We start from the raw sequence: 24,924 nt of genomic DNA, 5'->3' as shown, positions 1-24,924 counted from the left end.
CCTGCACGGCGTTTCGCCGCGCGCCGCATGGCCGACAATCGCGAAGGAATCCCACCGTGGACCCAGTGCGCACCGGACGGACCGCCACCCGGCGGCTGTTCGCCCGCGCGCTGCTCGTCCTCGGCGGCGCGGCGGCGGCCTGGGCGCTCGGCACGGCCACCGCGGCCGCCGACACCGGTGTGGACCTCGTCGCAGACCTCGGCGCGGTCGTCGAGTCCGCTCCCGAGCGCGTGCTCGCCCACGACGGCGTGGCCGTCGTCGAGAGCGCGCTCACCCACCTGCACGTGGAAGACGGCGCCAAGGCCGCCGTCGACCGCTTCGACGAGGTCGGCGAGACGGTCGCCGAGCACTTCGGCCACGCCGCGCCCGGGCAGCAGGTCGACGACCTGCTGCCCAGCCTCCCCGATCTCTCCCCGCTGCCCGGCTCCGCCGCGGCGGACGGCCCCCTCGCCGTCGCGCCGGAGCCCGGGCGGCCGGTCGCCGTGCCCGCTGCCGGAGGGCAGCGGCACGGCGAGCCCGGCGCGTCGGCGGACACCTCCGCCGACGCGCGGTCCGTCACCCGGCGGGGTCCGCCGGAATCCTCGGTCGAGAAGCCCATCACCCAGCACGGCAACGGCACCCCGCTGGCTCCGCTGACGCTGCCCGCCCCCGCCCACTCCGGGCACACCGGGGCGAGCACGGGCGACGCGCCGCAGTCCGGCCTGCTGTCCACGGCTCCCCTGGCGACCGAGCCCGCCCTCGCGCACACCCCGAGCGCCGCCCGGGCCGACGAGCCCGCCGCCGTTCCCGCGCAGCCCGGCGTCACCCCCGACTGAACTCCCGCGCGGCCGCACCAGCAGCAGGCGCACTCCCCTTCCTGCCCAGGCCGCGCGTTTTCCCCCCGGCGGGCAATTCCGCACTCCCTGTTCCGGGCGCGATATCCGGACGCTTTCCCCGGCGTCCGTTCCGCCCCACTACCGCGAACTCGCGGAAACCGATGAAGGAGATCACCAGAATGCAAACCTGGGCGAAGCGCGGCATACAGACCGTGCTGGTCACGGGTGGCGTCATGATGCTGGGCACCGGCATCGCGGCGGCCGACGACACCATCGATCCGGACGCGCCGCCCTCGGCGCTGGACGCGACGGTCAAGGTGCCGGTCCGCATCGATCGCAACGCGATCGGGACGCCCATGGGCAGCAGGCACCTGCCCTCGGTGCGCCGCGACGTCAGCGTCGCGCCCGGCATGGCGACGAGGAAGCTCCCCGTGTCGCGCGACGCGCACGACGACGACCTGTTCAAGGACAACCAGGCCGTGGGCACCGTGATCCTCCCCGCCAAGGCGACCGGCAACGCCGTCGCGCTCGGCGGCGACGTCAGCGTGGCGGACACCTCCAGCCAGCACGTCTCCCACCACCAGGACGTGTACGCCGACGGCAGCGACGAGACCCTGGCAGGCAACGTCGTGCGCCTGGCCTACAGCCTGCCGATCGACGTCAGCGGCAACGCCTTCGCCGTGGCCGACGACGCCGCGGTGGTCAGCTCCAGCCAGCAGAGCGCGGTCAACGAGGGCGACGTCACCACCAACGGCGACGACGGCGTCATCTCCGGCAACGTCTTCGCCGCGCACGGCGCGACCCCGGTGCAGGCCACCGGCAACGCCGTCTCGCTGGCGGGCACCGCGAGCGCCGCGGCCGCGGCGGAGTCGACGGCCAGCGCGGGCGGCGCCATCGAGACCAGCGGCGTCGACAGCCTCGCCTCGGGCGACGCGGGCGGCGTCCCGGTCGCCGTGCCGGTGCGCGCGTCCGGCAACACCATCACCAAGCTCGGCATCGCCGAGTCGCTGTCGTCGAGCAGCAGCCAGGCGCACGCTGGCGACGAGAAGCCCGACCTGTTCCGCGTGCCGACCTACATCCAGACCGACGGCAAGCAGGGCGCGACCGCCTCCGGCAACGGCGTGCAGACGCCCGTGTCCGGCCCGGTCGCGCTGGACTGCAACGGTGTGGGCGACGTGGGCAACACCGCGTCCCAGTGCGAGACCACCAGCGCCACCACGGCGGGCGGCGGCACGCGCACCTTCGGCGACGACTCGGTGGTGTCCGGCATCGTCGGCGGGACGCCGGTCGCGCTTCCCGTGCAGGGACAGGACAACTGCGGCGCGCTGGTGGGCAACTGCGACACCGCGGGCGTCAACGAGGTCAGCTCCGCCGCGGGCGGCGACACCTACACCCGCGGGCACGACAGCGTGCTCGGCGGCACCAGCCTCAGCGTCCCCGTCGCCGGTCCCGTCGACGCGTGCGGCAACGTCGCGGGCGCGGGCGGGCTCGCCACCGCGGTGTGCGGCAACACCTCCACCACCGAGGCCGGCGGCAACACCGGGACCACCGGCGACGACTCCGTCTTCGGCGGCAACAACGGCTCGGTCCCGGTCGCCTTCCCCGTCGAGGGGCTGGGCAACGTGGTCGGCGCGCTCGGCGACGCCGAGTCGGTCGTCAAGGAACACAAGGTGTCCTCGGCCGGCGGCGGCAACAACACCAACGACGAGGCCGCGACCGGCGGGGCGAACCTGGTGACCGTGCCGGTCGCCGGGCCGCTGCAGGCGTTCAGCAACGGCGCGGGCGTCGGCGGCAACACCCAGTCCCAAACGGACGGTTACAGCGATGTCACCGCGGGCGGCCCCTCGCGGGCCAAGGGCACGCTCGGCACGCTGTCGGGCAACATCGCGCAGACGCCGCTCGCGGTGCCGACGCAGCTGTTCGGCTCCGGCGCCTCGCTGGTCGGCAACGGCAAGCACGTCGCGGCGAACGACACGTCGTCGACCTCCGGCGGGAACGCGGTGACCGACGGCACCGACGGCAACATCTCCGGCAACCTGGTCACCGCGCCGGTCGCCGCCGCCCTGCAGGGCTTCGGCGTCGCGGGCGCGGTCGCGGGCGACGAGGAGGCCGTGGGCGCCAACCAGACCGACACCACCGCGGGCGGCGACGGCGCCACCAGCGGCGCGGACGGCAACATCGCGGGCAACATCATCGGCCTGGAGGCCCTGCCGATCGTGCAGGCCTTCGGCGACGGCGTCGCCGCGGTCGCCGCGGACGCGATGGGCGTGGGCGCCAACAAGACCGAGGGCCACTCCGGCGGCGACCTCACCACCAGCGGCGAGGGCGGCTACCTCGCGGGCAACGTGCTCGACGTGCCCGCCGCCACCCTGGCCCAGGTCCACGGCAACGCCGTGGCCGCGGCCGCGGCCGACGCCGTGGGCGCGTCCGACAATGTCACCACCGGCTCGGCGGGAGGCGACTCGAACACCGACGGCGACACCAACGACCTGTCCGGCAACGACGGCCAGCTCCCGCTCGGCCTCGAGCTGCCGATCTACGACGTGCCGATCGAGGTCCTGGCCGACGCGATCGCCGACGGCAACCAGTTCACCGACGTCACCGTCGGCGAGGAGGAGCCGCTCGGCGTCACCCTGCCGAAGGCCGGGGCGCTGGAGGCCACCAAGCCGCCCGCGCTGCCGAACCTGTCCGCCCTGCCCTACCCGGGCGGCCACGGCATGTCCCGCTTCGACCGCCCCGACCCGCTGAGCGCCCTGCTCGGCGACGGCGTCGCGGGCAGCCTCAGCGAGCTGACCTCCCTGTTCAACCCGGGCATGGCCCGCAGCAACCACAACCCGCTGGACGGCCTGCTCGGCGGCGCCAACCCGCTGAACGGCCTGCTGGGCGGCGCCAACCCCCTGAGCGGCCTGCTGGGCCAGGACCCGCTGGGCGGCGTGCTCGGCCAGAACCCGCTGGGCGACGTGGCGAGCCTGGACGGCATCCCCGGCCGCACCGGCCTGCCGCTGGCCGACGGCCTGCCCGGCCGGGTCACCGCCGACATCCAGAACCCGCTGGCCACCTCGGGCGGCCTCGCGGCCGTGGACACCGTGCCCGCCATCGCAGGCGGCCTGCTCGGCGGCACGGGCGCCGCCCGCGCCGACGAGCCCGGCAGCCCGCTCGACGGCCTGACCGACGCCCTCCCGCTGACCGGTCTGTCGGCCCCGACCGGCCGCGCGGACCTGCCCACCGGCGGCAGCCCCCTCGACGGCTTGACCGGTGGCCTGGGCAACCCCTTGGAGGCCCTATCCGGCCTGACCGGCGGAGTCGGCCGCACGGACCTGCCGACCGGCGGCAACCCGGTGGACGCCCTGACCGACACCCTGCCGCTCAACGCCATCCCCACCGGCAGCAGCCGCGCCGACCTCCCGACCGGCGGCAGCCCCCTCGACGGCCTGACCGGCGGCCTGGGCAACCCCTTGGACGCCCTGTCCGGCCTGACTGGCGGTGTCAGCCGTACCGACCTGCCGACCGGCGGGAGCCCGCTGGAGGGTCTGACCGGTGGTCTGGACGCCCTGTCCGGCCTGACCGGTGGCGTAAGCCGTACCGACCTGCCGACCAGCGGCAACCCGCTGGAGGGTCTGACCGGTGGTCTGGACGCCCTGTCCGGCCTGACCGGTGGCGTCAGCCGCACGGACCCGCCGACCGGCGGGAGCCCGCTGGAGGGGCTGACCGGCGGCCTCGACGCCCTGTCCGGCCTGACCGGCGGTGTCAGCCGTACCGACCTGCCGACCAGCGGCAACCCGCTGGAGGGCCTGACCGGCGGCCTCGACGCCGTGACCGGTGGCCTCGCCCGGGCGGACCTGCCCATCGGCACCACCCCGCTCGACGGGCTGGCCGGGGGCGTCTCCCGCGCGGACTCGCCCCTCGCGGGCAACCCCCTCGCCGGGCTGCTCGGCGGTGAGCAGAACCCGCTGGCGGGCCTGGGCGGGGTGACCGGCGGGGTCGGGCAGACCGACAACCCGCTGGGCGCCGCCCTCGCGGGCACCTCCGTGCTGGGCGAGATCCTGGGCATGGGCAGCGTCACCGGCCGTGCCGACCTCCCCGGCGGCGGCAACCCGCTGGAGAGCGTGACCGACGCCGTGAAGAACCCGCTGGGTGACCTCGCGGGTCTGGGCGCGGGCCGGGAGCGGTCCGGGCTGCCGCTGCCGGGCAGCCCCGTCGACGGCGTCAACACCCAGGTGAGCAACCCGCTGTCCGACGCCGGCGAGCTGCTCGGCCTCACCGGCCCCGGCTCGGAGATCCCGCCGACCGGCGGCGTCGTGGAGAGCGTCCTCGACGGCAGCTCGCCGCTGGGCGACCTCGGCGACCTGCTCTCCCTGGGCGGCCTGACCGGCGGCGCGCCGCGTGCCGACGTGCCGACCGACAACCCGCTGTCCACCCTGCTCGGCGGCGACTCGCCGCTGGGCGACCTGGGCGACCTGCTCGGCCTGGGCGGCCTGGGCGGCCTGACCGGCGGCACCGGCCGCGCCGACCTGCCGACCGCGGGCGACCCGCTCGGCGGCGTGCTCGGCGGCGACCCGCTCGGCAGCCTGCTGGGCGGCTCCGGCTCGGAGTCCCCGCTCGGCGACCTGGCCGACCTGCTCGGCCTGGGCGCGCTCACCGACGCGAGCCAGGCAGGCCTGCCGATGGCCACCGACGCCCTCGGCGGCCTGACCGGCGGCGGCACCGGCCGCGCCGACCTCCCGTCGGTCGACAACCCGCTCGACGGCGTCACCGGCGACCTGGGCGAGCCCCTGTCCGAGGTCGACGACCTGGTCAACCCCAACGGCCTCACCGGCAACAACCCGGTGTCGGCCACGTTCCCGCAGACGGCCGACGTCGTGCGGCCCGTCGAGCAGTCGCTGAACCTGTTCGAGGCCATCGACAGCGTCACCAGCACCGTCGGGGTCTCCGGCGCCGCGCCGAGGCACTACCGCCCCGCGCACCGGGCCGACGACCCGCAGTACCTCGACCCGAAGCAGTACCCCGACTCGCTGCCCAGCGGGATCGACTTCGCCCTCGACACCATGACGGGGAACGGTGTGGACCTGCAGCGCACCCCGGTGGGCGGCCTCGGCGCCCTGACCGGCACCACCTCGCCCCGCTCCGGCAACCCCATGTCGACCCTGGTTGACGGCGTGCTGACCAGCACGACCATGGGCGTCATGCGGAACCCGCTGGAGGGGAACTCCCTCGACGGCATGAGCGTCGCGCAGCACACGCTGGGCGACACGACCCTCACCATGCCGCGCCTCGACGACGCGATGACCGACGTGCTGTACCTGCTCGGCTCGCACGACTCGCCCGCCGACCAGTTCACCAAGGGCGTCCACCTCGGCGACCTGAGCGGCAACCACTCCTACGGCGTCAACGGGCTCTCCAACCCGACCGACCCGCTGGCCGACACCGCGATCCTGCCCGCACCCCGCGTCGCCGCCCCGGCCATGCCCGGCCTGGACGACGCGCCCGGTCTGGACAACCTGGAGGGGGCCTTCTCCGGCCACCTCGTCCAGACCCCGTCCGTGGACCGCCTCCCGGTCCAGACCCCCGCGCTGTCGGGTCTGGACACCAGGGCGGCCCTCCCGGCTGCGCCCGGCTCCTCCCTGGCCGACACGCAGTCGAGGCTGACCGGACTGGTCGGCCGCAACCCGATCGGCTGACCACCGATCCACCCAGTGGACGGGCCCGGGAGCGACGCTCCCGGGCCCGTCCCGTGTCTGGTCCCTGATGACGCCCTGACGCCGCGCTGACGCGCGATCGACTCGACACGGAGGGTGCCGGCAAGGTGGACCCCAAGTTGCGGCCGCGACGGACTCCACACAGTTCTCAACGAAGGGGAAGCGCGTGAGCGACCTGAAGGAACTCGTCGACCGCTACATCCAGCTCTGGAACACCACCGACGCCGAGACCCGCGCCGCCCAGGCCGCCGAGGTCCTGACCGACGACGTCGTCTTCGTGGACCCGGTCATGGAGGTCCAGGGCCCGGCGGCGATCAGCGCGGGCATCGGCGCGGTGCTCGAGCAGGTCCCCGGCCACGAGCTGACCCTGCTCGGCGCCGTCGACGCCCACCACGGCATCGCCCGCTTCCGCTGGCAGATCGCCCCCGCGGGCGGCGGCGAGTCCGTCATCGAGGGCTTCGACGTCGTCGTCGCCGAGGAGGGCAGGCTCAAGGGCATCTACGGCTTCATCGACAAGATGCCCGCCGCCTGACGAGTGCGGAAGGGGGCGGGGGGAGGAGTTCCCCGCCCCTGTGGCTCAGTAGCCGGAAGCACCGAGCTGGGCGATCGAGGAGAACATGTCCTCGTTCGGTGTGCGGTTCTGGATTCCGAGGACCTCCATGACGAGTTTCGCCGCCGTCCGGCCGGGCGCCCTCGTCGTACTGATCTTGTCGCCGGTGATGATGTTTCCCTGCCAGATCGGAGCACTGCGCCGCCAGTCGACCTTGGTGGCCAGATCGATGTAGCGCGCCTTCCGCCACTCCGGGTCGGGGTTCTTCTCGATCTCGTACGCCACGTGTCCGATGATCACCAGGCCGGTGGCGGTCATGTTGACGAAGTGCTTCCGGAAGTCCACGACCTGGTTGGCGGGGCCCCCGGATGTCGGCAGTTGGGCGATGGCGTTCCACGGGGCCATGTGTTCGGTCAGGATCTCCAGCATCCGCAACGTCCGCTCCACGAACGCGTCCTGCGTCGGGGTCGTGCCGATGACCTGCACACTGCGCGTCGGAATGCTGGCCTCGCTGAGGGCGTAGTCGTGGAAGAGGAGTTCCTTGACCATCCCGCGAACCTGGTTGAGCAGGAAGATCGCGGGTGAGAGCTTCGACAGGCTCTTCGACGTCTCATCGATGCGGTCACGGAACAACCTCGAACCGTCCACGATCTTGGTGAGGACGCGGTTCAGCGGCTCCCGCGTGTTGTAGGCCGCGAGGAGGCTGGCCGGAATCTGCTTGGTCTGCGCGGCATCGGCGAAATCCTGGTGGATGCGTGCGAGATCGGGTTCGACGACGATGACGACGGAGACGCTGTCCTTGAGGAACTCGGATTCGGACTCGGGCAGGGTCTCGCACCGCTTCGCGATGGCGGCCAGACGGTGCTGTCCGTCGGTGACGGAGAAGCGCGTCTCGTCCCCGATCACCACAAACCCCACCATCGTGGCGAAGTTGCCCCTGGGGATATGGATGGCCGGGACGTACCGGACGTTCAGGGTCAGCGGCGGCAGGATGTAGTTGTCCTTGTTCTCCCCCAGGTACTTGGCGATGGCCCGGACGTGTCCGGAATCCATCGGCCGGTTCGACGCCAGTCGTGGGTTGCCACCCTTCACTGCCGCCTCGGCGACAACGTGCTTCACCAGAAACGCGTTGGAGAACGCCGTGGTCAGCATCAGGCGGTTGCCTTGCTGGAACACCACGCAGGTGAATACGCGCCCACCCGACGCGGCCGCGGCGTCGGTGGCCGCGTCCCGTGCCGCAGGCAGCGAGTCGTGTTCGGTGAGGTTGAACTGGCTGGAGATCATGATCGACAAGTTAGTGATCTTGAGTCGCTACGTCAAGATCTGAACGTAGAACGTTGTCTAGAGCGCGTAGCTCAGGCGGCGCCGCCCTCTAATGGCGAGTGAGGCGCCCTCGTAAAGCCGATTCCACCTCGGACACCAGCTTCAGCTTCGGCCGCGCGCCGACGAGTGCGGTGAGGGGCTCGCCCGCGTCGAAGAGGATCAGGGTGGGCAGCGACATCACCTGGTAGGTCCGCGCGGTCAGCGGGTTCTCGTCGGTGTCGAGCTTGAGCACCGCCAGGTCGCCCGCGCGGTCGCGGGCGATCTCGGCGAGCACGGGAGCGATCATGTGGCAGGGCGGGCACCAGCGCGCCCAGAAGTCCACGAGGACGGGGATCCCGCTGCGCAGGACGTCGCGCTCGAAGGTCGCGTCGGTGACGGCGGTCAGCACGACGGCTCCGCGTGGCAGGGACCGGGCTGGCGGGCCAGCGCGCCCGCCAGCTTCCGCACCAGGTCGGCGCGGACGGCGGTGAGCCGGTCGAGGCACGCGTCGACCTCGGCGAGCTTGCGCCGGTAGACGTCGATGGACGCCGGACACGCGTCCCCCGCCGTGTTGCCCGCGCGCAGGCACTCGACGAACGGCCGCGTGTCGTCGAGGCTCAGCCCCACGGCCTGCAGCGTCCGGATCTCGGTGACGAGCCGGACGTGGTCCTCGCCGTACTCCCGGTACCCGTTCGCGGAGCGCTGGGCGGGCAGCAGGCCCTGGGACTCGTAGAAGCGCAGAGCGCGGACGGTCGTGCCCGCCCGCCGCGCCAACTCGCCGATTCGCATGCGCCCGACGCTAAACCCTGCCGCGCGCGTCAGGGCAAGCCCGACGATCAGCCGAAGATCGCGACGGGATCGCCGGTGAACCAGACGTTGTCGATGACGACCCGGCGCATGACCCAGCGGTCGCCGTCGCGGACGAGGTCCACGTCGTAGCGGTTCTTCAGCAGGGCGAACGTGCCGTGATCGGCGGTGAGCAGGTGCTGGGCCTCCACCAGCGCGGTGAGGCGGGCGGTGTCGCCCTCCACCGCGACGCGCGGGTTGGCGACCTGGTGGGTGGTCGTCACCCGGCCCGCGAACAGGGCGAGGATCGTGTCGACGATCGCGTCCCTGCCGGTCATCGGCGGCGGCTCCGCGCCCCACTTCGCCGCCGCGGGCCGGAAGTCCAGCTCGGCGTCGGGCGCGAACGACGAGGCGAACAGGTCCCGGTCCGGGAGGTCCTGGCCGAGCCCGAAGCGGTACAGCGCGTCGATGATCTCGACGCGGTCCCCCAGGTCCGAGGGTCGGCGGGCGGCTTGGTGCTCGACCACGTACATGAACGCTCCTTATTAGACGGTGCCCCCACTCTCGCCGCGCGCCTCAGCGTGATCAATCGCGAACGGTGGAAGGATCGTCAACCCGGACTTAACGATCGGGGTGGCCATGCTGGAGCGGCACGAGCTGGACGCGTTCCTGACCCTTGCCGAGGAACTGCACTTCGGCAGCACCGCCGAGCGCCTGCGCGTCTCGACGGCCCGGATCAGCCAGACGATCGCCCGCCTGGAGCGGCGCCTCGGGGTCCCCCTGTTCACCAGGACCAGCCGCCGGGTCGAGCTGACCGCGACCGGGCGGCGGCTGGCCGAGGAAATCGGACCAGAGTGGGCGCGCATCCGCGCCGCGCTCGAGCGCGCGATCGAGCACGGCCGAGGCACCACCGGCACGCTGACCGTCGCCTTCGTCGGTGCGGCGTCCGGCCAACTGCTCGTCGGCGTGGCCGAGGTCTTCGGCGAGCGCCTGCCGGGCTGGGCCCTGCTGTGGCGCGCGGACGGCGGGACCGCCCGCGCGCGCGCCTTCGCCGAAGCCGCGGTCGACCTGCTCGGTCAGCCCTGAGCGAGGTCGGCGAAGCGGCTGTAGTGGAGTTGGTGGGCGACGACCACGGTGGCCGTCGGGCCTGCGCGGTGCTTGGCGATGATCAGGTCGGCCTCGCCCGCGCGCGGGTCGTCGCGTTCCCAGGCGTCGGGGCGGTTGATGAGGAGCACGATGTCGGCGTCCTGCTCCAGGGAGCCGGACTCGCGCAGGTCGGACAGCATCGGGCGCTTGTCGGTGCGTTGCTCGGGGCCGCGGTTCAGCTGGCTGATGGCCACCACCGGCACCTCCAGCTCCTTGGCCAGCAGCTTGAGCTGCCGGGAGAACTCCGACACCTCCTGCTGCCGCGACTCGACGCGCTTGCCCGAGGTCATCAGCTGCATGTAATCGACCACGACCAGCCGCAGGTCGTGCCGCTGCTTGAGCCGCCGCGCCTTGGCCCGGATCTCCATCATCGTCATGTTCGGCGAGTCGTCCACGAACAGCGGCGCCTCGCTGATCTCGCTCATCCGCCGCGCCAACTTGGTCCAGTCCTCGTCGCTCATCCGCCCACCGCGCATATCGGCCAACCGAATCCGCGCCTCGGCCGACAACATGCGCATGACGATCTCCGTCTTGCTCATCTCCAGACTGAAGATGACGCTCGTCATGTGGTGCTTGATGCTGCACGACCTGGCGAAATCCAGTCCCAGGGTGCTTTTCCCAACACCCGGGCGGGCCGCGACGATGATCATCTGGCCGGGGTGGAGGCCGTTGGTGATCTCGTCGAGGTCGGCGAAGCCGGTGGGGATGCCGAGGGACTGGCCGCCTCGGGAGGCGATGGCGTCGATCTCGTCCATCGTGGGCTGGAGGAGTTCCTCCAGGGCCACGTAGTCCTCGCTCATGCTGCGCTCGGTGACCTCGTAGATCGAGGCCTGGGCGCGGTCGACGACCTCGGTGACGTCCGCGCCCTCGGCGCCCTGGTAGCCGAGTTGGACGATGCGGGTGCCCGCCTCGACCAGCCTGCGCAGGATCGCCTTCTCGGCGACGATCTCGGCGTAGTAGCCCGCGTTGGCCGCCGTCGGCACCGTGGCGATCAGCGTGTGCAGGTACGGCGCGCCGCCCACGCGGCGCAGTTCGCCGCGGCGTTCGAGCTCGGCGGAGACCATGATCGGGTCGGCGGGCTCGCCGCGGCCGTAGAGGTCGAGGATGCAGTCGTAGATGACCTGGTGCGCCGGGCGGTAGAAGTCGCCGGGGCGCAGGGCCTCGATCACGTCGGCGATGGCGTCCTTGGACAGCATCATCCCGCCGAGGACGCTCTGCTCCGCGGCGAGGTCCTGCGGTGGCTGCCGGTCCATCCCGTGGTCCGGGGGTGTGGGCAATCGGTCGTCGGTCAGTGCCACAAGGTCCCCCTCACTCGCCCGGCAACGGTACGTCCGCGGGCCGACAAGATCCGTCGGCGAGGCGACGCTAGGGCCCCGGACCGGGCATGACAAATCAGCCTGTGCACGCCCCTGTGGATAACTTGGGGATGCTTCCCACACCCCGGCCGAGGGCTGTGGACAGACTGGGGACAACTTCGGTGGTGTTCACCGAATACGCAGGTCAGGCCCTGTGAACAGTCTGGGGACAAACTCGTTCGGCGTGTCGCGCGGAGTGCTCCGTTCGGCGTGTCGCCAGCCCCCGTCACCCGACCGGGTACACCCAGCCTGTGGACAGAATGTGGACAAGCGAAGCGCCCCTTCCACACGGCGGGAAGGGGCGCTTTCGCGAGTGGGTCAGCTCGCGGCGGTCACCTGGATGGTGAACGCGGCGGACACCTCGGGGTGCAGGCGAACGCTCACCGAGTGCTTGCCGACGGTCTTGATGTGGCCGGACACCTCGAGCGCGCGCTTGTCGAGCACGGGGCCGCCCGCGCTCTTGACCGCGGCGACGATGTCGGCGGTGGTGATGGAGCCGAACAGCTTGCCCGAGCCCGCGGCGGCCTTGGCCTTCAGCGGAACCGTGCCGAGGTCGGCCAGCTTCGCCTTGACCTCCTTGGCGTGGTCGAGGTCGCGGATCCGGCTGGCCTCCTGGGCCCGGCGGATGACCTGGACCTGCTTCTCGGCGCCCTTGGTGGCGACGATCGCGTAGCCGCGGGGCAGCAGGTAGTTGCGGCCGTAGCCGTCCTTGACCTCGACGATGTCGCCGGGGCCGCCCAGGCCGCTCACGTCGGTGGTGAGGATGAGCTTCATGTCGTCCCCTCCTTAGCGCGCGGTCGAGGTGTAGGGCAGCAGAGCCACCTCACGGGCGTTCTTCACCGCGGTCGCGATGTCGCGCTGGTGCTGGGAGCAGTTCCCGGTCACCCGGCGCGCGCGGATCTTGCCGCGGTCGGAGATGTACTTGCGCAGCAGCGTGGTGTCCTTGTAGTCGATGTTGACCGGACGCTGCTTCTTCTCGTCCTTGCAGAACACGCAAACCTTCTTCTTCGGCTTGCGAATGGGTGGCTTGGCCACGTCAGTACTCCTGGATAGCTAGCTCGTGGGAAGTTAGAAGGGCGGCTCGTCGTTGAAGCCCCCGCCGCCACCGCCGGATGAGGCGGGCGGCGCGGAGCCCCACGGGTCGTCGGCGGGCGGGCCCGACGGTCCCCCGCCGAAGCCGCCGCCGCCGGAACCGCGGCTGACCTTGTTCACCTTGGCCGTGGCGTAGCGCAGCGAGGGGCCGATCTCGTCGACCTCCAGCTCCATGACGGTGCGCTTCTCGCCCTCGCGGGTCTCGAACGAGCGCTGCTTGAGCCGCCCGCTCACGATGACCCGCGCGCCCCTGGTGAGGGACTCGGCCACGTTCTCCGCCGCCTGGCGCCAGATGTTGCAGCGCAGGAACAGCGCCTCGCCGTCCTTCCACTCGCCGCTCTGGCGGTCGAAGGTGCGCGGGGTGGACGCGACGGTGAAGCTGGCCACGGCCGCCCCGGAGGGGGTGAACCGCAGCTCGGGGTCAGCGGTCAGGTTGCCGATGACGGTGATCGTCGTGTCGCCAGCCATAGCCCGGGCCTCAGGCGGTCTCGCGCCGCAGGACCTTGGTCCGCAGCACGGACTCCTGCAGCGAGAGCTGGCGGTCCAGCTCCTTGACGGCGTCCGGGTCGGCGTTGACGTCCAGGACCGCGTAGATGCCCTCGGCGTGCTTCTTGATCTCGAAGGCGAGGCGGCGCTTGCCCCAGATGTCGACCTTCTCCACGTTGCCGCCCGACGTCCGGATCACGTTGAGGAACGTTTCCAGCGACGGGGCGACGGTGCGCTCATCGAGTGTGGGGTCGAGGATGACCATGACCTCGTAATGACGCATGAAGACCACTCACCTCCTGTGGACTCGGCGGCCACGGACGTTCCGTGGCAGGAGGGTCTGCGCCGGACAGCGTAACAGCGTCCCCGCGTCAGCTCCGACGCAGGACCCAGGTGCGCACCAGCGCGCCGGTGACCACCGACAGGAGCAGCACCGCCAGCAGCACCGGGAGGGCGACCTGGCCGCCGCCGACGGGCAGCGCCCTGGCCTCGCCCGCGGTGTCGACCGCGCCCTCCCGGCCGAGCAGCCCGAACTCGGGGCTGTAGCCGGGGACGCTGCCGTAGCGGTCGTCGGGGCTGGGCGCGAATACGCCCGCGTGGGCGACCGGGATGCCGCCGTAGTCGCGCGGCGCGGACCGGGCGAACTGCGCCGGGTCGTACAGCTCGACCTCGGCCGGGGCCGCGTCCGCGCCGCCGACCGGCTGGGCGTTGGGCGTCGTGGCCGGGTCGTCGGCAGCGGGCGGGCGCGGGGTCTCGCCGGGTTCGGCGTCGGTCTTGTCCAGGGCGTGCACGGTCATCCCGCACGCCTCGGCGACCCGCGCCCGGACGCCGTCGGTGATGGCGGCCGCGGCGGGGGCGATCTCGGGCAGGGGGGCGACCGCCTCGGCCACCGCGTCGGCGATGACCGCGCCGGGGATCTCCGCCGAGCCGTTCGGCACGACGCCCACCGGGATCGCCGGGCCGAGCGGGAAGGCGAGGTTCACCGCGGCCGCGCGCAGCCCGCCCAGTTCCGCGCGGGTGGCGTCGGTCACCAGCCGGGAGACGGCGATGCGGGACAGCCGCACGGGCTGGCCGCGGAAGGCGTGGACCGTCTGCTCGCAGTCCACGGCAAGGAAGGGCGGCGGGGCGGCGCTGGCCGAAGCGGGGATCAGGGCCGTGGCGGCGCTGGCCAGGATGGCGGCGGTGATGCCGAGCAGCCTGCGCACCGGCGCGTCCCTTCATCCGATCGGGTGACTGAGCAGAACCCTAGATCGTCAGACGGCCGTGCGCCGAAGGACCCACGTGCGCACCAGCGCCGCGGTGACGCCGGAGAGGACGAGCACGGCCAGCAGGACGGGGAACGCGATCCGGTTGCCGCCGGGCGCGCCGATCGCCTCCGCGTGGCCCGCGGCCTGCACGCCGTCGCCCAGGCCCTCGCCGCCGAGGATGCCGAACTCGGGCGTGTAGCCGGGCACCGCGCCGCCGTAGCGGACCGCGGGCGACGGGCTGAACAGGCCGGGCGCGAACGCCGGGATGTCGCCGTAGTAGTCGCGGGGGACGCGGCCGAGGCCGTTGTAGAGCGGCAGGCCGCCCACGCCGACGCCGCCGCCGACGACCGGGTTGCTCACGCCGGGCGGCGACGGCGAGCCGCCGCCACCGCCGCCGGGGTTCGTGCCGGGCGTCGAGCCGCCGCCACCGGGGTTGGTGCCCGGCTGGCCGGGGGTGTCGGGGTCGCCCGGGGTGGTGCCGGGCAGCGGCAGGGCGCCGACGCCCTGCTCGATGGCGCCGCCGACCGCCTCGCCGCCCTCCTGGATGGGCGCGGCCGCGCCGTTGACCACGTCGGTGGTCACCTTGCACAGGCCGGTGAGCATGTCGGTGACCGGGGAGAGGAGCTTGCCGAGCGGGAGCTTGTCGGTCACCAGCTTGGCGATGGTGCCGCCGCTGATGACGCCGTCGGCGGTCTGGATCGCGCCGATGGGGATCGGCCCGATGGTGTCCAGGGTCCGCTGCACCGGGCCGCTGATGAGCCCGAGCAGGTCGAGCGGGCGCAGGACGTCGAGGATCGGCTTGGCCACCGCGGACGGGGCGAGCGAGATGGGGGTGCCGGGCGCGCCCGAGACCGTGGTCGAGCAACTGCCGATGACGACGGGCTCGGCCGCGGCGGCGGTGGAGGTGCCCACCACGAGGCCCGCGGTCGCGCCGCCGAGCAGCAACGCCATCCCGGCCGCGATAGTCCCGACGCGCCGTCGCATCCCTAGTCCTCCCGGGTACCCGCGAGTAGCTTTTATGTAGAGAACGACGGTAACCCGTGCGCGTGACGCCCACCAGTGCGGATTCCCTACCTTGAGCTACGAGTGCCCCAGTCGGAGCAGAGCGTCACCGGCACAGGTGAGGGCTACCGCCGACGCCCCCGGCGACTACGCTCGCTGGCCATGAGCATCGGCGCCCACGTCCGCGATGACGACCCGATCGGCGCGGCGCGCGAGCGCGGCGCCGATGTCGTCCAGTTCTTCCTGTCCGACCCGCAGGGGTGGGCGGCGCCGAAGCCGCACCCGCAGACCGATGAGCTGCTGGCCGCGGACCTGACGGTGTTCATCCACTCCCCCTATCGGGTCAACCTGGCGAGCACGAACAACCGCATCCGCATCCCGTCGCGAAAGCTCGTCGTGCAGCACGCGGAGGGCGCCGCGGCGGTCGGCGCGAAGGGCCTGGTCGTGCACGGCGGCCACGTCACCAAGGACGCCGACCCGGCCGAGGGCCTGGTCAACTGGCGCAAGTTCTTCGAGCGGCAGAGCAAGGAGGGCGGCTTCGCCGTCCCCATCCTGATCGAGAACACCGCGGGCGGCGACAACGCCATGGCCCGCCGCTTCGACATGCTCGCCCGGCTCTGGGACGAGGTGGGCGAGTTCGGCGCCGGGTTCTGCCTGGACACCTGCCACGCCTGGGCGGCTGGCGAGGACCTCGTCGACGTCGTCGACCGGGTCAAGGCGATCACCGGGCGCATCGACCTGGTCCACCTGAACAGCTCGCGCGACGAGTTCGACTCCGCCCGCGACCGGCATGACAACATCCGCACTGGCACGATCGATGCGGACCAACTCGTGGCGGTCGTGGCCGCGGCGGGCGCGCCGGTCGTCGTCGAGACACCCAGTGAGGGTCAGGCGGAGGACATCGCGTTCCTGCGCGCCGCGCTCGGGCGGTGACCAGGTGCCCCCCGGCGTGACCGCATCAGGGAAGGCGGACACCGGCGTGCCCGACGGCTCCCCGGACCGGCAGCGGGCGGGCGTCGGGCTCGGGCGGGTGGCGCTGGCCGTGATCGTGCTGGCGTGCGGGGTCACGATGCTGCTGGGGTTCGCCAACAAGGACCGCTGCACCGGGCCCCTGTTCGACGAGTGGGGCCGCAGCGCGCCGGGGTTCGACGAGCGCAAGTACGCCGACGCCTGCTACTCCGACATCCAGTACCTGTGGATCGGCCGGTCGATCGACCAGCACGTCTTCCCGTACGTCCACGGCGGCATCAACGAGCGCGGGGAGCTGACCGGGGGCTCGGTCGAGTACCCGGTGCTGACCGGCCTGCTGATCTGGGCGGGCGCGCTGTTCGTCCACACCGACGCGGGCTTCCTGCTCGCGTCCGCGCTGATCATGGCCCCGTTCGGCCTGGTCACGGCGTGGCTGTTGGGCAGGCTGTCGCGGTGGCGGGCGCTGATCTGGGCGCTGTCGCCGCCCCTGGTGCTCTACGCCTTCCACAACTGGGAGCTGCCGGTCGTCGCCTGCGCGGTCGCGGCCGTGTACGTCGTGCACCGGGGCTGGGGCAAGCGCGGGGTGGACCGGCCGCTGCGCCAGCGGGCGGCGGTGGCGGCGGTGCTGCTCGGACTGGGGTTCGCGTTCAAGATCTACCCGGCGATCTTCGTCCTGCCGCTGATGCTCTACGTGCTGACCGGCGGCCGCGACGGCAAGGAGCTGCCCGAGGGCAGGACCCGCGACGTCGTCGGCATGGTCCGCACGGCGCTGATCGCCATGGGCACCGCGATCGCGGTGAACGTGCCGTTCGCCGTCATCGGGTTCGACGGCTGGCTGGCCTCGTTCGCCTTCCAGGGCCAGCGCAAGGCCGACATCACCGCGAACTCCATCTGGTTCTGGGCGCTGCGCCCCGACTCCGACCCGGACAACGGCATGGTCCACGCGATGATCGGGGTCGCGTCGCCGGTGCTGATGTTCGCCGCGTTCGGCGCGGCCTGCGTCTACGGCTGGTCGCGCTACCTGCGGGAGGGCACCTTCCCCTGGGTCGCGGTGTCGGCGGCGATGCTGTGCGGGTTCCTGCTGCTGCACAAGGTCCACTCGCCGCAGTACGCGCTGTGGCTGGTGCCGTTCTTCGTGCTGATGCGGGTCAAGTGGGGGTGGATCACCGCGTACTTCGTCGCCGACCTGGCGATGGGGATCGGCATCTTCCTGTGGTTCGCCACCATCGCCGCCGACCAGCCCGCGGGCATCTACGACGGCTTCGCCGCCCAGGCGGTCATGATCGGCGTCTGGGGTCGGGCGGCGCTGCTGGTCGGGCTGTTCTTCGCGTTCCTCGTCAACCGGTCCACGGTCGACGACCTGCCTAGACCAGCGCGGGTTCCCTGACCGCCACCCGCCTGCGGTGCGCGAGCGACTCGCTGGTGATGAGCAGCAGGGCCGCCCACACCATCGCGAACCCGATCCAGCGCGCGGTGGTCATCTGCTCGCGGAAGACGACCAGGCCCAGGATGAACTGCAGGGTCGGGGTGACGTACTGCAGCAGGCCCAGGGTGGCCATCGGCACCCGGGTGGCCGCGCCGCCGAACAGCAGCAGCGGGACCACGGTGATCAGCCCGGTCCCGGCGAGCAGCAGGGCGTGCGGCCAGCCGTTCCCGCCGAAGGTGCCGCCGCCGGTGGTGTGCAGGAAGACCAGGTAGTTGCCCGCCAGCGGGACCAGCAGCGCCGTCTCCAGCGCCAGCCCCTCGACGGCGCCGATGTCGGCCTTCTTCTTCATCAGCCCGTAGGTGGCGAACGACGCGGCGAGCGCCAGCGCGAGCCAGGGCAGGGTGCCGTAGTCGAGGGTCAGCTGCACGACCGCGACGAACGCGATCGCCAGCGCCGCCCACTGCACCGGCCGCAGCCGCTCGCCGAGCAGCAGCACGCCCATGAGGATGGTGACCAGCGGGTTGATGAAGTAGCCGAGGGAGACCTCGACGACGTGCCCGTTGTTGACCCCCCAGATGAAGATCACCCAGTTCGCCCCGATGACGACCGCCCCGATCGCCACGTAGGCGAGCGTCCGCGGACTGCGCAGGACGTTCCGCAACGCCCGCCAGCGACGGGCGGCCATCAGCAGCGCCCCCACGGCGGCCAACGACCACGCCACCCGATGCGCCAGCACCTCGATGGGGCCGGAGGGCTCCAGGAGGGGCCAGTAGAGCGGGAAGAACCCCCAGATCACGTACGCGCCCAGGCCGAGGAGGAAACCGTTCTCCCGAGTGCCCACCGCTTCCTCCGATCATCCGACCGATGGTCTACCCCATGGCAGCGTGGGGGCGCGAGCGGGTTATTCCTGGAGGTGACGGAGGTCGCTTCGTGGGGCGGGGTCGGCTCTTGCTGCCGTTCCTTCCGCTGGGGGGCTTCCTGGGGGTGCTCCTGTCGCGCGCCTTCCCGCCGTGCGCCAACCCACTGCGCGCCGATCCGCCGTGCACGCGCTGGTCGACCGCGCGTTATCCCGCCGGGCGTGGGTTGCGTTGTCGGTGGCAGTGGGGTGGGGTGGGGGTTTCGCGATTTGCTTTGGTGGTCCACCCCATCGGACAGTGCTGGTGGGGCGTGTTGCGTTGGGTGTGGGTTGCGCTGATTTTGCTATTTGTTCTGTTAAGGGGTTGTGGCAGCTACCAGTTGTGTTGGTTCTTCTTTTGGTTGTTCCTTGCGGCGGAGGGTGAAGCGGTCGGGGGCGCCGTCCAGAACTCCGCCTATGGGGTCGTCGTCACCGTGGGCTCGGACAAGGTCTCTGTGGGGGCGGTAGATCTCGATGATCACCATGACGCAGAGGGCGATTACCGCCAGGTCGCGGGCCACGACGAAGCCGAGGAACCAGTCCTGGGGTAGGCCCTTGTTGTCGGTGCCCAGGTAGAAGAACATCCGGGGGGCCCACAGGGCGGCGTCGATGGCCATCCAGGCCAGGAGGGGTTTCCAGCGGGGGATGGCCAGGATGGCCAGCGGCACCAGCCACAGCGAGTACTGCGGGCTCCACACCTTGTTCGTCAGCAGGAAAGCCGCCACGACCAGGAAGCACAGTTGGGCCACCCGCGGTTTCGTCCGGGCGTGCCAGGCGACGAAGGCGATGGCGGCGCAGGCGGCCAGGAAAAGGACCGCTGTGACCGTGTTGAGGACTGTCGGGGGTTCCTTGAAACCGAGGGGGCCGTCGAATCCTGGCCAATTCAGCCACTGCATGAAGACGTTGTAGAGCGAGTCCGGGTCGGCGCCTCGGGTGGAATTGAGGCGGAAGAACTCGCCCCAGCCGCGGGCGGTGTCCGGGTGCAGGTAGAACGGGGCGTTGACCGCGGCCCAGGTGGCGGCCGCCGCTCCTGCCGTCCGCCACCAGTCCCGCGTCTTGCCCGAGCGGATGCACAGCACCAGGAGTGGGCCGAGGAAGAACAGCGGGTACAGCTTCGCCGCGCCGCCAAGTCCGAGCAGGACGCCTGCGAGGACCGGGCGTTTGCGGGCCCAGGCGAGCAGGCCCACGGCGGCGAAGGCGGTGGCGAGGGTGTCGAAGTTGGTGAAGGCGTGGACGATCACCAGTGGCGAGAGCGCGATGAACGCGGCGTCCCATTTGCGGCGTTTGGCGCAGAGGGCGACCGCCCAGATGGTCACCAGCCAGGCCAGGGCGAGCCAGAGCGCGGTGATGTCGAAGTAGACGACCACGTCGAGGCCGGTGGGCAGCCAGCCCTGTTTGGCCAGCTCCACCCAGCCCTGCGCCATCTGGGCGTTCGCCCACATGAACATCCCGGTCAGCACCGGGTACTCCATGTACCGCTCGTGCTGGGTCGGCTTGCCCTCGTCGTCGTACCACATCGTGGCGTAGGGGAAGCCGCCCCTGTCCAGGCGTTCGGCGCCGTAGAGCGGGACGATGTCGGAGTAGCACATGGCGGTGAACTGCCTGCTGCCGCTCCAGTCCAGCCCGAGCGAGCCGTCCGGCCCGGCGTTCTGCTGGATGCACGCGGCCTTGCCGAACCAGCTCAGCGCCAGCGCGACCACGGCGAGCAGCAGCCCGACGCGCAGCGGCGTCCAGAACCAGTGCCTGCCGACGACCGCGTGCTCGCCGATCGGCCCGCCGAGGGGGATGCTGGCGTCGCGCGCCAGCGATTCCGTCAGCGTCGGCCGGACCCGTTCGTCCGCGCCGAGCGAGGCGGTGTCGGCCACCCCGCCCGACCCGCGGGACCCGCCCACGGGCGACTCGTCACGCCCCTGCTCGCTGCGACCTGGATCACCTGGCACGGCGCGATGCTACGGCCTGCCGTGCCTGGCCGGGATAAAGCCTCACGCAGACACCCCCGAAACGGCGATTCCCCAGGGGCCGGACGGCCTCCTGGGGAATCGCGCGGTCAGCCGCCTGGCAGCAGACCGGGGTTCGGATCGTCGTCGTCACCCGGCGGCTTGCCCGGCCAGCCCGGCCGGTCCGGGGTGGTGGTCGTCTCGTCGGGCTCGGTGGTCGTCTCGGTGTCCGAGGTCTGCCCGGTGGTGGTCGTGGGCTGCTCGGAGCTGGAGGTCGGCGGCTGCGCGCTGGTCACGTCGGTCGTGTCGTCCGTCGTCACCGGCGGCTGGGTCACGACCTCCTCGCGGCCGATCGGGTCGAACGGGCCGAACTCCAGCTTCTCCTCGCCCGCGAGGTAGCGGTCCATGAACCGCTGCCAGATCTCGCCGGGCAGGCCGCTGCCGTAGATGGTCGTGCGGTCCTTGTCGAACAGCCTGCGCTCGGTCTCGTCACCGGTCATGGACACCGCCGTGGAGATCTGCGGGGTGTAGCCGACCATCCACGCCTTGGCGTTGTACTTCGTCTCGACGCCGTTGGAGTCGACGTACTGGTGCGTGCCGGTCTTGCCTGCGCACAGCCTGCCGTCCGCGCACGGGATGTCGGAGTACTCCGGGATCGGCAGCAGCGACTCGGTGACGTTGCGCGCGATCTTGGCGTTGAGCTCGCGGTCCTGGTCGAACGCCAGCTTGTCCTGGTGGTCGGGGTGGATCGAGGCGTCGTAGAAGATCTCGCCCGACGGGGTGAGGACTTTGCTGACGATGTGCGGCGGCCGGTACGTGCCGTTCGCCGCGAAGGTCGCGTAGGACGACGCCATGTCGACGGTGCTGACCATCGTGTCGCCACCGCCGATGGCGATGTTGATGCTGCGGTCCTTGATCGGGGTGCGGATGCCCGCCTGCTTCGCCGCCTCGGCCACGCCGGTGGGCTTGACGTCGTTGTAGACCATGTCGCTGAACACCACGTTCAGCGACTCCTTCATCGCCTCGGCGACGGTGCACTGCTGGCCGCACCGGGGGGTCGAGGCGTTGCGGACGATCTTGCTCTCGCCGAAGGACTTCGCCGTGCTGTCGTAGGACTCGCCCAGGCCCTTGCCCATCTTGAGGAGGGCGACGAGGTCGAAGGGCTTGAACGACGAGCCGGGCTGCTGGAGCGCGGCGGCGTAGTCGAACTCGTAGCCCTTCTCGCCGCCGTAGTAGGCGCGGATCTCGCCGGTGCCCGGGTCGACGGCGACCAGGGCGGGGTGCAGGTTCTTCGGCTGACCCTTCATGACCTCCCGGACCGAGTCCTCGGCGATCTTCTGCGCCTTCGGGTCGATCGTCATGACGACGGTGTACCCGCGGGCCTTGATCTCCTCCTCCGGGATCCCCTTCTTGGCGAGCTCCTCGAAGGCGAGGTCGGTCAGGCCCTTGCGCGGGCCGGGCAGGCTGGTCTTGGTGTCCGCGGCGTCGACGGGGGTCGGGAACTCGCCCTTCTCCGCCTCGGTCATCCAGTTGAGGGCGATCATCCGCTTCGTGACGTAGCTCCAGCGCTCCTGCTGGTAGGCCTCGTTGTTGGCCCGGCCGGGGGACTGGATCACGCCCGCGAGCAGCGCCGCCTGGCTCTTGGTGATCTTGGAGATGTCGTCGAGGTTGAAGAACGCCTTCGCCGCCGCCGCCACGCCGTAGGCGCCGCGCCCGAAGTAGATCGTGTTCAGGTAGGCGGTGATGATCTCTTCTTTTTCGTACGTCTCGCTCATCTTGTACGCCTTGACCATCTCCACCCACTTGCGGGAGAGGGTCGCGTCGTCCTGACCGCTCGACTTCTTGATGTACTGCTGGGTGATGGTCGAGCCACCGCCCGCCTTGCCCTGGAGCTGGTTCCACACCGCGCGGGCGATGCCGCTGAGGTCGAAGCCCGCGTTGGTCTCGAAGGTGTCGTCCTCGGCGGCGTAGACGGCCTTCTTGATCTGGTCGGGGATCTGGTCGTGGGTGAGCATGATCCGGTTGCCGCCGTCGTCGGCGACCTTGGTCATCTCCGAGCCGTCGGCGTACTGGAACGTGACGACCTTGCTCTGCTCCTTCGCCACCTCGGCCGGGTCCTTGACGTCGACCATCTGGTAGGTGATGAAGAACGCCACGATGGGCAGGATGATGCCCAGCGCGGTGCAGACGTACGCGGTGCGCCGCACCCGCCGCCAGATCTTCTTGCGGCGGGCGAGCTTGGTGTCGGTCACCGGCTCGTCGTCGTAGTCGTCGTAGCCGTCGTCGTAGAACTCGGCCTCGTCGTCGGGCTCGCGGTGGGTGAGCAGCGCGGGCTCGGGCACCGGGCGCTCGGGCGGCTGGCGCATCATCACCGTCGGGTCCTCCGACGGGTCGCGCCGAGGCGGCATGCCCGGCGGCGGCCGGAAGCCGGGCGGCGGGGTGCCGGGACCGCCGGGGGGACCCATCGGCGGCCTGCCCGGACCGGGCCTGCCGGGACCGGGAGGACCAGGGGGGCCACCCGCCGGGCCCATCGGCCTGCCGGGCGGCAGGGGCGGGCGCATCCCGGGACCGGGCCGCTGCGGGCCGTGCGGGCCCCGGGGACCGTCGGTGTGCGCGCCGGGGACACCCGGCTGCGGACCGGGGCCACCTGCGTGCGGACCGGGACCGCCTGCCTGCGGGCCCGGGCCGCCTGACTGGGGTGCTGGGCCTGCCGGGCGCGGCGGACCGCCCGCGGGCGGGCGCGGCGCGGGGCGGGACGGCTGGCTGCCGGGCGCGTCGTCGTCCTCCCACATCGGGCTCCAGAACCCGGTGCGCTCCTCCCGGCGGTGGCCCGTGTCCGGGTCGTCCCCGGATGGCCAGTCGGGCTCGTCGCGCCTGCGGTGGTCAGGGTGGTCGTTCACGCAAAGCCTCCAGATCGGCGCCCCGGCTCGGGGGCGTCGTCGTGCCCGGCGGGGACCCGCACAGCCGTGCCGGTCACTCGGCCGCCGTCTTCCTGCGGTTGCCGGGCGCGCGGACGCCCCCGGTCCCCAGGACGTATGACTGCACCAGGTGGTTCCACGAACAGGTCCGGCAGACCTCGACGACGTGCACGGTGAACTCCGCGAACACGGCCGCCATCCTGGTCAGCTCGTCCGGGGTGCGGGCCGAGCCCGCCAGGTGCTTGATCTCGTCGCCGTAGACCCAGCTCACCCTGGTGAGCTGCTCCCTGCGGCAGACGGGGCAGGCCACCTCCGTCGGCTCACCGTGGAACTTGGCCGCCCGCAGCAGGTACGGGTTGGCGTCGCACACCTCGTTGGTGCCGACCCGGCCCGCGTGGACGTCCGCGAGCAGCGTCCGTCGCTGCAACGCGTAGTCGACCACCTGCCGCTGCGTTCGCACCCCGACAGCGTACGCGCGCCCAATATCACGGTGCCGCCCCGTTCGGCCCAACCGACATGCGCGGGGTAGCCGAATCGACCTCCGAATACCGCCTGACCGGCGCAATCGCCGATGTGGACCGGCGGCGTGGCCATGACCACAGGAGATCAAGTTGTCCGTACGCGGATGTATCGGCACGATATAGTCAGTCGGTAGGTCATGGTCGAACATGAGCGAGTCGACAGGAGGTGGCCCGTGCTCGACTTCGCGATTCTCGGGCTGCTCCACGAAGCCCCGATGCACGGGTACGAGCTGCGCAAACGCCTGCACGATGTGCTGGGCGCCTGGCGGACGTTCTCGTACGGGTCGCTTTACCCGACGCTGCGGCGGCTGCTGCGGTCCGGACTGATCGTCGAGGAGGCGCCCGAACCCGGGCAGTGGGGCAGGCGCGCGAAGCGCGTCTACAAGCTCACCGCCGAGGGCAAGGAGCACTTCGCCGGGATGCTGGCCGACGCGGGCCCGCAGACCTGGGACGACGAGAGCTTCGGCGTCCACATGGCGTTCTTCTCGCGGACACCGGCCGAGATCAGGATGCGGATCCTGGAGGGCAGGCGCCGCCGCGTGGAGGAGCGCAGGGAGGGCTTCCGCAGTTCGATGCAGCGCGCAGGCGAGCAGATCGACCGCTACACGCGGGAGCTGCACCGCCTCGGGCTGGAAGCAAGCGAGCGCGAAGTGCGTTGGCTCAATGAGCTGATCGCGCACGAACAGCGCGAGCAGCGCGACACCACCGACTGAAGACCGGGAACAGGCAGATCGACAAGGCACGTCGCCTGGGAACACCCCGCGCACCGCGCGGGTAAAAC

The 24,924-nt window shown here is 71.7% G+C and carries 22 protein-coding genes; 7 read left to right on the top strand and 15 right to left on the bottom strand.

All coding sequences use genetic code 11. The features are described 5' to 3' along the window. Positions 1-56 precede the first annotated feature (56 nt). From Actkin_RS32310 to Actkin_RS32300, 3 genes are all read left to right on the top strand, one after another. Positions 57-815: a hypothetical protein gene (locus Actkin_RS32310; RefSeq protein ID WP_258905353.1), complete on the top strand. Its 759-nt coding sequence runs from the start codon at positions 57-59 to the stop codon at positions 813-815. Positions 816-994: 179 nt separating this feature from the next. Next, positions 995-6,493 (top strand): beta strand repeat-containing protein, encoded by a 5,499-nt coding sequence (locus tag Actkin_RS32305; RefSeq protein ID WP_258905352.1) that lies wholly within the window; start codon positions 995-997, stop codon positions 6,491-6,493. 184 nt (positions 6,494-6,677) lie between these two features. Continuing rightward, positions 6,678-7,043 carry a nuclear transport factor 2 family protein gene (locus Actkin_RS32300; protein WP_189209052.1) on the top strand — a complete coding sequence of 122 codons (366 nt, stop codon included), beginning with the start codon at positions 6,678-6,680 and terminating at the stop codon, positions 7,041-7,043. 45 nt (positions 7,044-7,088) lie between these two features. Here Actkin_RS32300 and Actkin_RS32295 read toward each other — a convergent pair whose 3' ends face one another. The 4 genes from Actkin_RS32295 to Actkin_RS32280 form a co-directional block, all read right to left on the bottom strand. Beyond that, positions 7,089-8,345, bottom strand: coding sequence for a DNA sulfur modification protein DndB (locus Actkin_RS32295; RefSeq protein ID WP_258905351.1), 1,257 nt, complete (start codon positions 8,343-8,345; stop codon positions 7,089-7,091). A gap of 88 nt (positions 8,346-8,433) precedes the next feature. After that, complete coding sequence (trxA, locus tag Actkin_RS32290) at positions 8,434-8,772, bottom strand: thioredoxin (protein WP_258905350.1); 339 nt, start codon at positions 8,770-8,772, stop codon at positions 8,434-8,436. Further along, on the bottom strand, positions 8,766-9,152 hold the full coding sequence (locus Actkin_RS32285; protein WP_189209053.1) for a MerR family transcriptional regulator: 387 nt from the start codon (positions 9,150-9,152) through the stop codon (positions 8,766-8,768). Before Actkin_RS32285 ends, trxA begins: the two co-directional genes overlap by 7 nt. 47 nt (positions 9,153-9,199) lie before the next feature. Then, entirely contained in the window at positions 9,200-9,682 is a 483-nt protein-coding gene (locus tag Actkin_RS32280) for a nuclear transport factor 2 family protein (protein WP_258905349.1), read from the bottom strand. Between the two features lie 106 nt (positions 9,683-9,788). Between Actkin_RS32280 and Actkin_RS32275 the strand changes: the two genes are divergently transcribed. Continuing rightward, positions 9,789-10,235: a LysR family transcriptional regulator gene (locus Actkin_RS32275; RefSeq protein ID WP_258905348.1), complete on the top strand. Its 447-nt coding sequence runs from the start codon at positions 9,789-9,791 to the stop codon at positions 10,233-10,235. Here Actkin_RS32275 and dnaB read toward each other — a convergent pair. The 7 genes from dnaB to Actkin_RS32240 form a co-directional block, all read right to left on the bottom strand. Further along, on the bottom strand, positions 10,226-11,593 hold the full coding sequence (gene dnaB, locus Actkin_RS32270; protein WP_396122913.1) for a replicative DNA helicase: 1,368 nt from the start codon (positions 11,591-11,593) through the stop codon (positions 10,226-10,228). The genes Actkin_RS32275 and dnaB overlap by 10 nt on opposite strands. A 375-nt stretch (positions 11,594-11,968) precedes the next feature. Beyond that, a complete protein-coding gene (gene rplI, locus Actkin_RS32265; RefSeq protein ID WP_189209057.1) occupies positions 11,969-12,424 on the bottom strand; it encodes a 50S ribosomal protein L9 in 456 nt (151 codons plus the stop codon). Positions 12,425-12,436: 12 nt separating this feature from the next. Beyond that, complete coding sequence (gene rpsR / locus Actkin_RS32260; protein ID WP_189209058.1) at positions 12,437-12,685, bottom strand: 30S ribosomal protein S18; 249 nt, start codon at positions 12,683-12,685, stop codon at positions 12,437-12,439. Between the two features lie 33 nt (positions 12,686-12,718). Beyond that, a complete protein-coding gene (locus Actkin_RS32255) occupies positions 12,719-13,210 on the bottom strand; it encodes a single-stranded DNA-binding protein (protein ID WP_189209059.1) in 492 nt (163 codons plus the stop codon). Between the two features lie 10 nt (positions 13,211-13,220). Next, a complete protein-coding gene (gene rpsF, locus Actkin_RS32250; protein WP_189209060.1) occupies positions 13,221-13,511 on the bottom strand; it encodes a 30S ribosomal protein S6 in 291 nt (96 codons plus the stop codon). An 88-nt stretch (positions 13,512-13,599) separates the two neighbouring features. After that, complete coding sequence (locus Actkin_RS32245; protein ID WP_258905346.1) at positions 13,600-14,433, bottom strand: hypothetical protein; 834 nt, start codon at positions 14,431-14,433, stop codon at positions 13,600-13,602. Positions 14,434-14,481: 48 nt separating this feature from the next. Further along, positions 14,482-15,459 (bottom strand): hypothetical protein, encoded by a 978-nt coding sequence (locus Actkin_RS32240; protein WP_258905345.1) that lies wholly within the window; start codon positions 15,457-15,459, stop codon positions 14,482-14,484. A 180-nt stretch (positions 15,460-15,639) separates the two neighbouring features. On the opposite strand from Actkin_RS32240, the gene Actkin_RS32235 reads away from it, so the two are divergent. Both Actkin_RS32235 and Actkin_RS32230 read left to right on the top strand, forming a co-directional pair. Beyond that, positions 15,640-16,410: a deoxyribonuclease IV gene (locus Actkin_RS32235; protein ID WP_189209063.1), complete on the top strand. Its 771-nt coding sequence runs from the start codon at positions 15,640-15,642 to the stop codon at positions 16,408-16,410. Positions 16,411-16,546: 136 nt separating this feature from the next. Next, positions 16,547-17,833, top strand: a complete 1,287-nt coding sequence (locus tag Actkin_RS32230; protein ID WP_229786754.1) for a glycosyltransferase family 87 protein — start codon at positions 16,547-16,549, stop codon at positions 17,831-17,833. Here the strand turns inward: Actkin_RS32230 and rarD are convergent. From rarD to Actkin_RS32210, 4 genes are all read right to left on the bottom strand, one after another. Then, on the bottom strand, positions 17,811-18,713 hold the full coding sequence (gene rarD / locus Actkin_RS32225; RefSeq protein WP_258905344.1) for an EamA family transporter RarD: 903 nt from the start codon (positions 18,711-18,713) through the stop codon (positions 17,811-17,813). The two genes, Actkin_RS32230 and rarD, sit on opposite strands and share 23 nt — an antisense overlap. 371 nt (positions 18,714-19,084) lie before the next feature. Next, complete coding sequence (locus Actkin_RS32220; RefSeq protein WP_258905343.1) at positions 19,085-20,659, bottom strand: glycosyltransferase family 87 protein; 1,575 nt, start codon at positions 20,657-20,659, stop codon at positions 19,085-19,087. A gap of 155 nt (positions 20,660-20,814) precedes the next feature. After that, positions 20,815-23,604: a transglycosylase domain-containing protein gene (locus Actkin_RS32215; RefSeq protein ID WP_309569095.1), complete on the bottom strand. Its 2,790-nt coding sequence runs from the start codon at positions 23,602-23,604 to the stop codon at positions 20,815-20,817. 73 nt (positions 23,605-23,677) lie between these two features. Beyond that, complete coding sequence (locus tag Actkin_RS32210) at positions 23,678-24,082, bottom strand: DUF5318 domain-containing protein (RefSeq protein ID WP_189209067.1); 405 nt, start codon at positions 24,080-24,082, stop codon at positions 23,678-23,680. A 234-nt stretch (positions 24,083-24,316) separates the two neighbouring features. Between Actkin_RS32210 and Actkin_RS32205 the strand changes: the two genes are divergently transcribed. After that, positions 24,317-24,856, top strand: a complete 540-nt coding sequence (locus Actkin_RS32205) for a PadR family transcriptional regulator (protein ID WP_189209068.1) — start codon at positions 24,317-24,319, stop codon at positions 24,854-24,856. The last annotated feature ends 68 nt before the right edge of the window (positions 24,857-24,924 follow it).

Origin of the sequence: Actinokineospora sp. UTMC 2448 (genome assembly GCF_024760565.1) — a bacterium.
GTDB classification, from domain to species: Bacteria; Actinomycetota; Actinomycetes; order Mycobacteriales; family Pseudonocardiaceae; genus Actinokineospora; species Actinokineospora fastidiosa.
This window is presented reverse-complemented; position numbering and strand designations above follow the sequence as displayed.

Bases quoted from the DNA above. Each gene is read 5' to 3' on its own strand.
- Actkin_RS32305 (WP_258905352.1), top strand. From the start codon at position 995: ATGCAAACCTGGGCGAAGCGCGGCATACAGACCGTGCTGGTCACGGGT.
- Actkin_RS32295 (WP_258905351.1), bottom strand. From the start codon at position 8,345: ATGATCTCCAGCCAGTTCAACCTCACCGAACACGACTCGCTGCCTGCG.
- Actkin_RS32285 (WP_189209053.1), bottom strand. From the start codon at position 9,152: ATGCGAATCGGCGAGTTGGCGCGGCGGGCGGGCACGACCGTCCGCGCT.
- Actkin_RS32280 (WP_258905349.1), bottom strand. From the start codon at position 9,682: ATGTACGTGGTCGAGCACCAAGCCGCCCGCCGACCCTCGGACCTGGGG.
- Actkin_RS32275 (WP_258905348.1), top strand. From the start codon at position 9,789: ATGCTGGAGCGGCACGAGCTGGACGCGTTCCTGACCCTTGCCGAGGAA.
- rplI (WP_189209057.1), bottom strand. From the start codon at position 12,424: ATGAAGCTCATCCTCACCACCGACGTGAGCGGCCTGGGCGGCCCCGGC.
- Actkin_RS32255 (WP_189209059.1), bottom strand. From the start codon at position 13,210: ATGGCTGGCGACACGACGATCACCGTCATCGGCAACCTGACCGCTGAC.
- rpsF (WP_189209060.1), bottom strand. From the start codon at position 13,511: ATGCGTCATTACGAGGTCATGGTCATCCTCGACCCCACACTCGATGAG.
- Actkin_RS32240 (WP_258905345.1), bottom strand. From the start codon at position 15,459: ATGCGACGGCGCGTCGGGACTATCGCGGCCGGGATGGCGTTGCTGCTC.
- Actkin_RS32235 (WP_189209063.1), top strand. From the start codon at position 15,640: ATGAGCATCGGCGCCCACGTCCGCGATGACGACCCGATCGGCGCGGCG.
- Actkin_RS32230 (WP_229786754.1), top strand. From the start codon at position 16,547: ATGCTGCTGGGGTTCGCCAACAAGGACCGCTGCACCGGGCCCCTGTTC.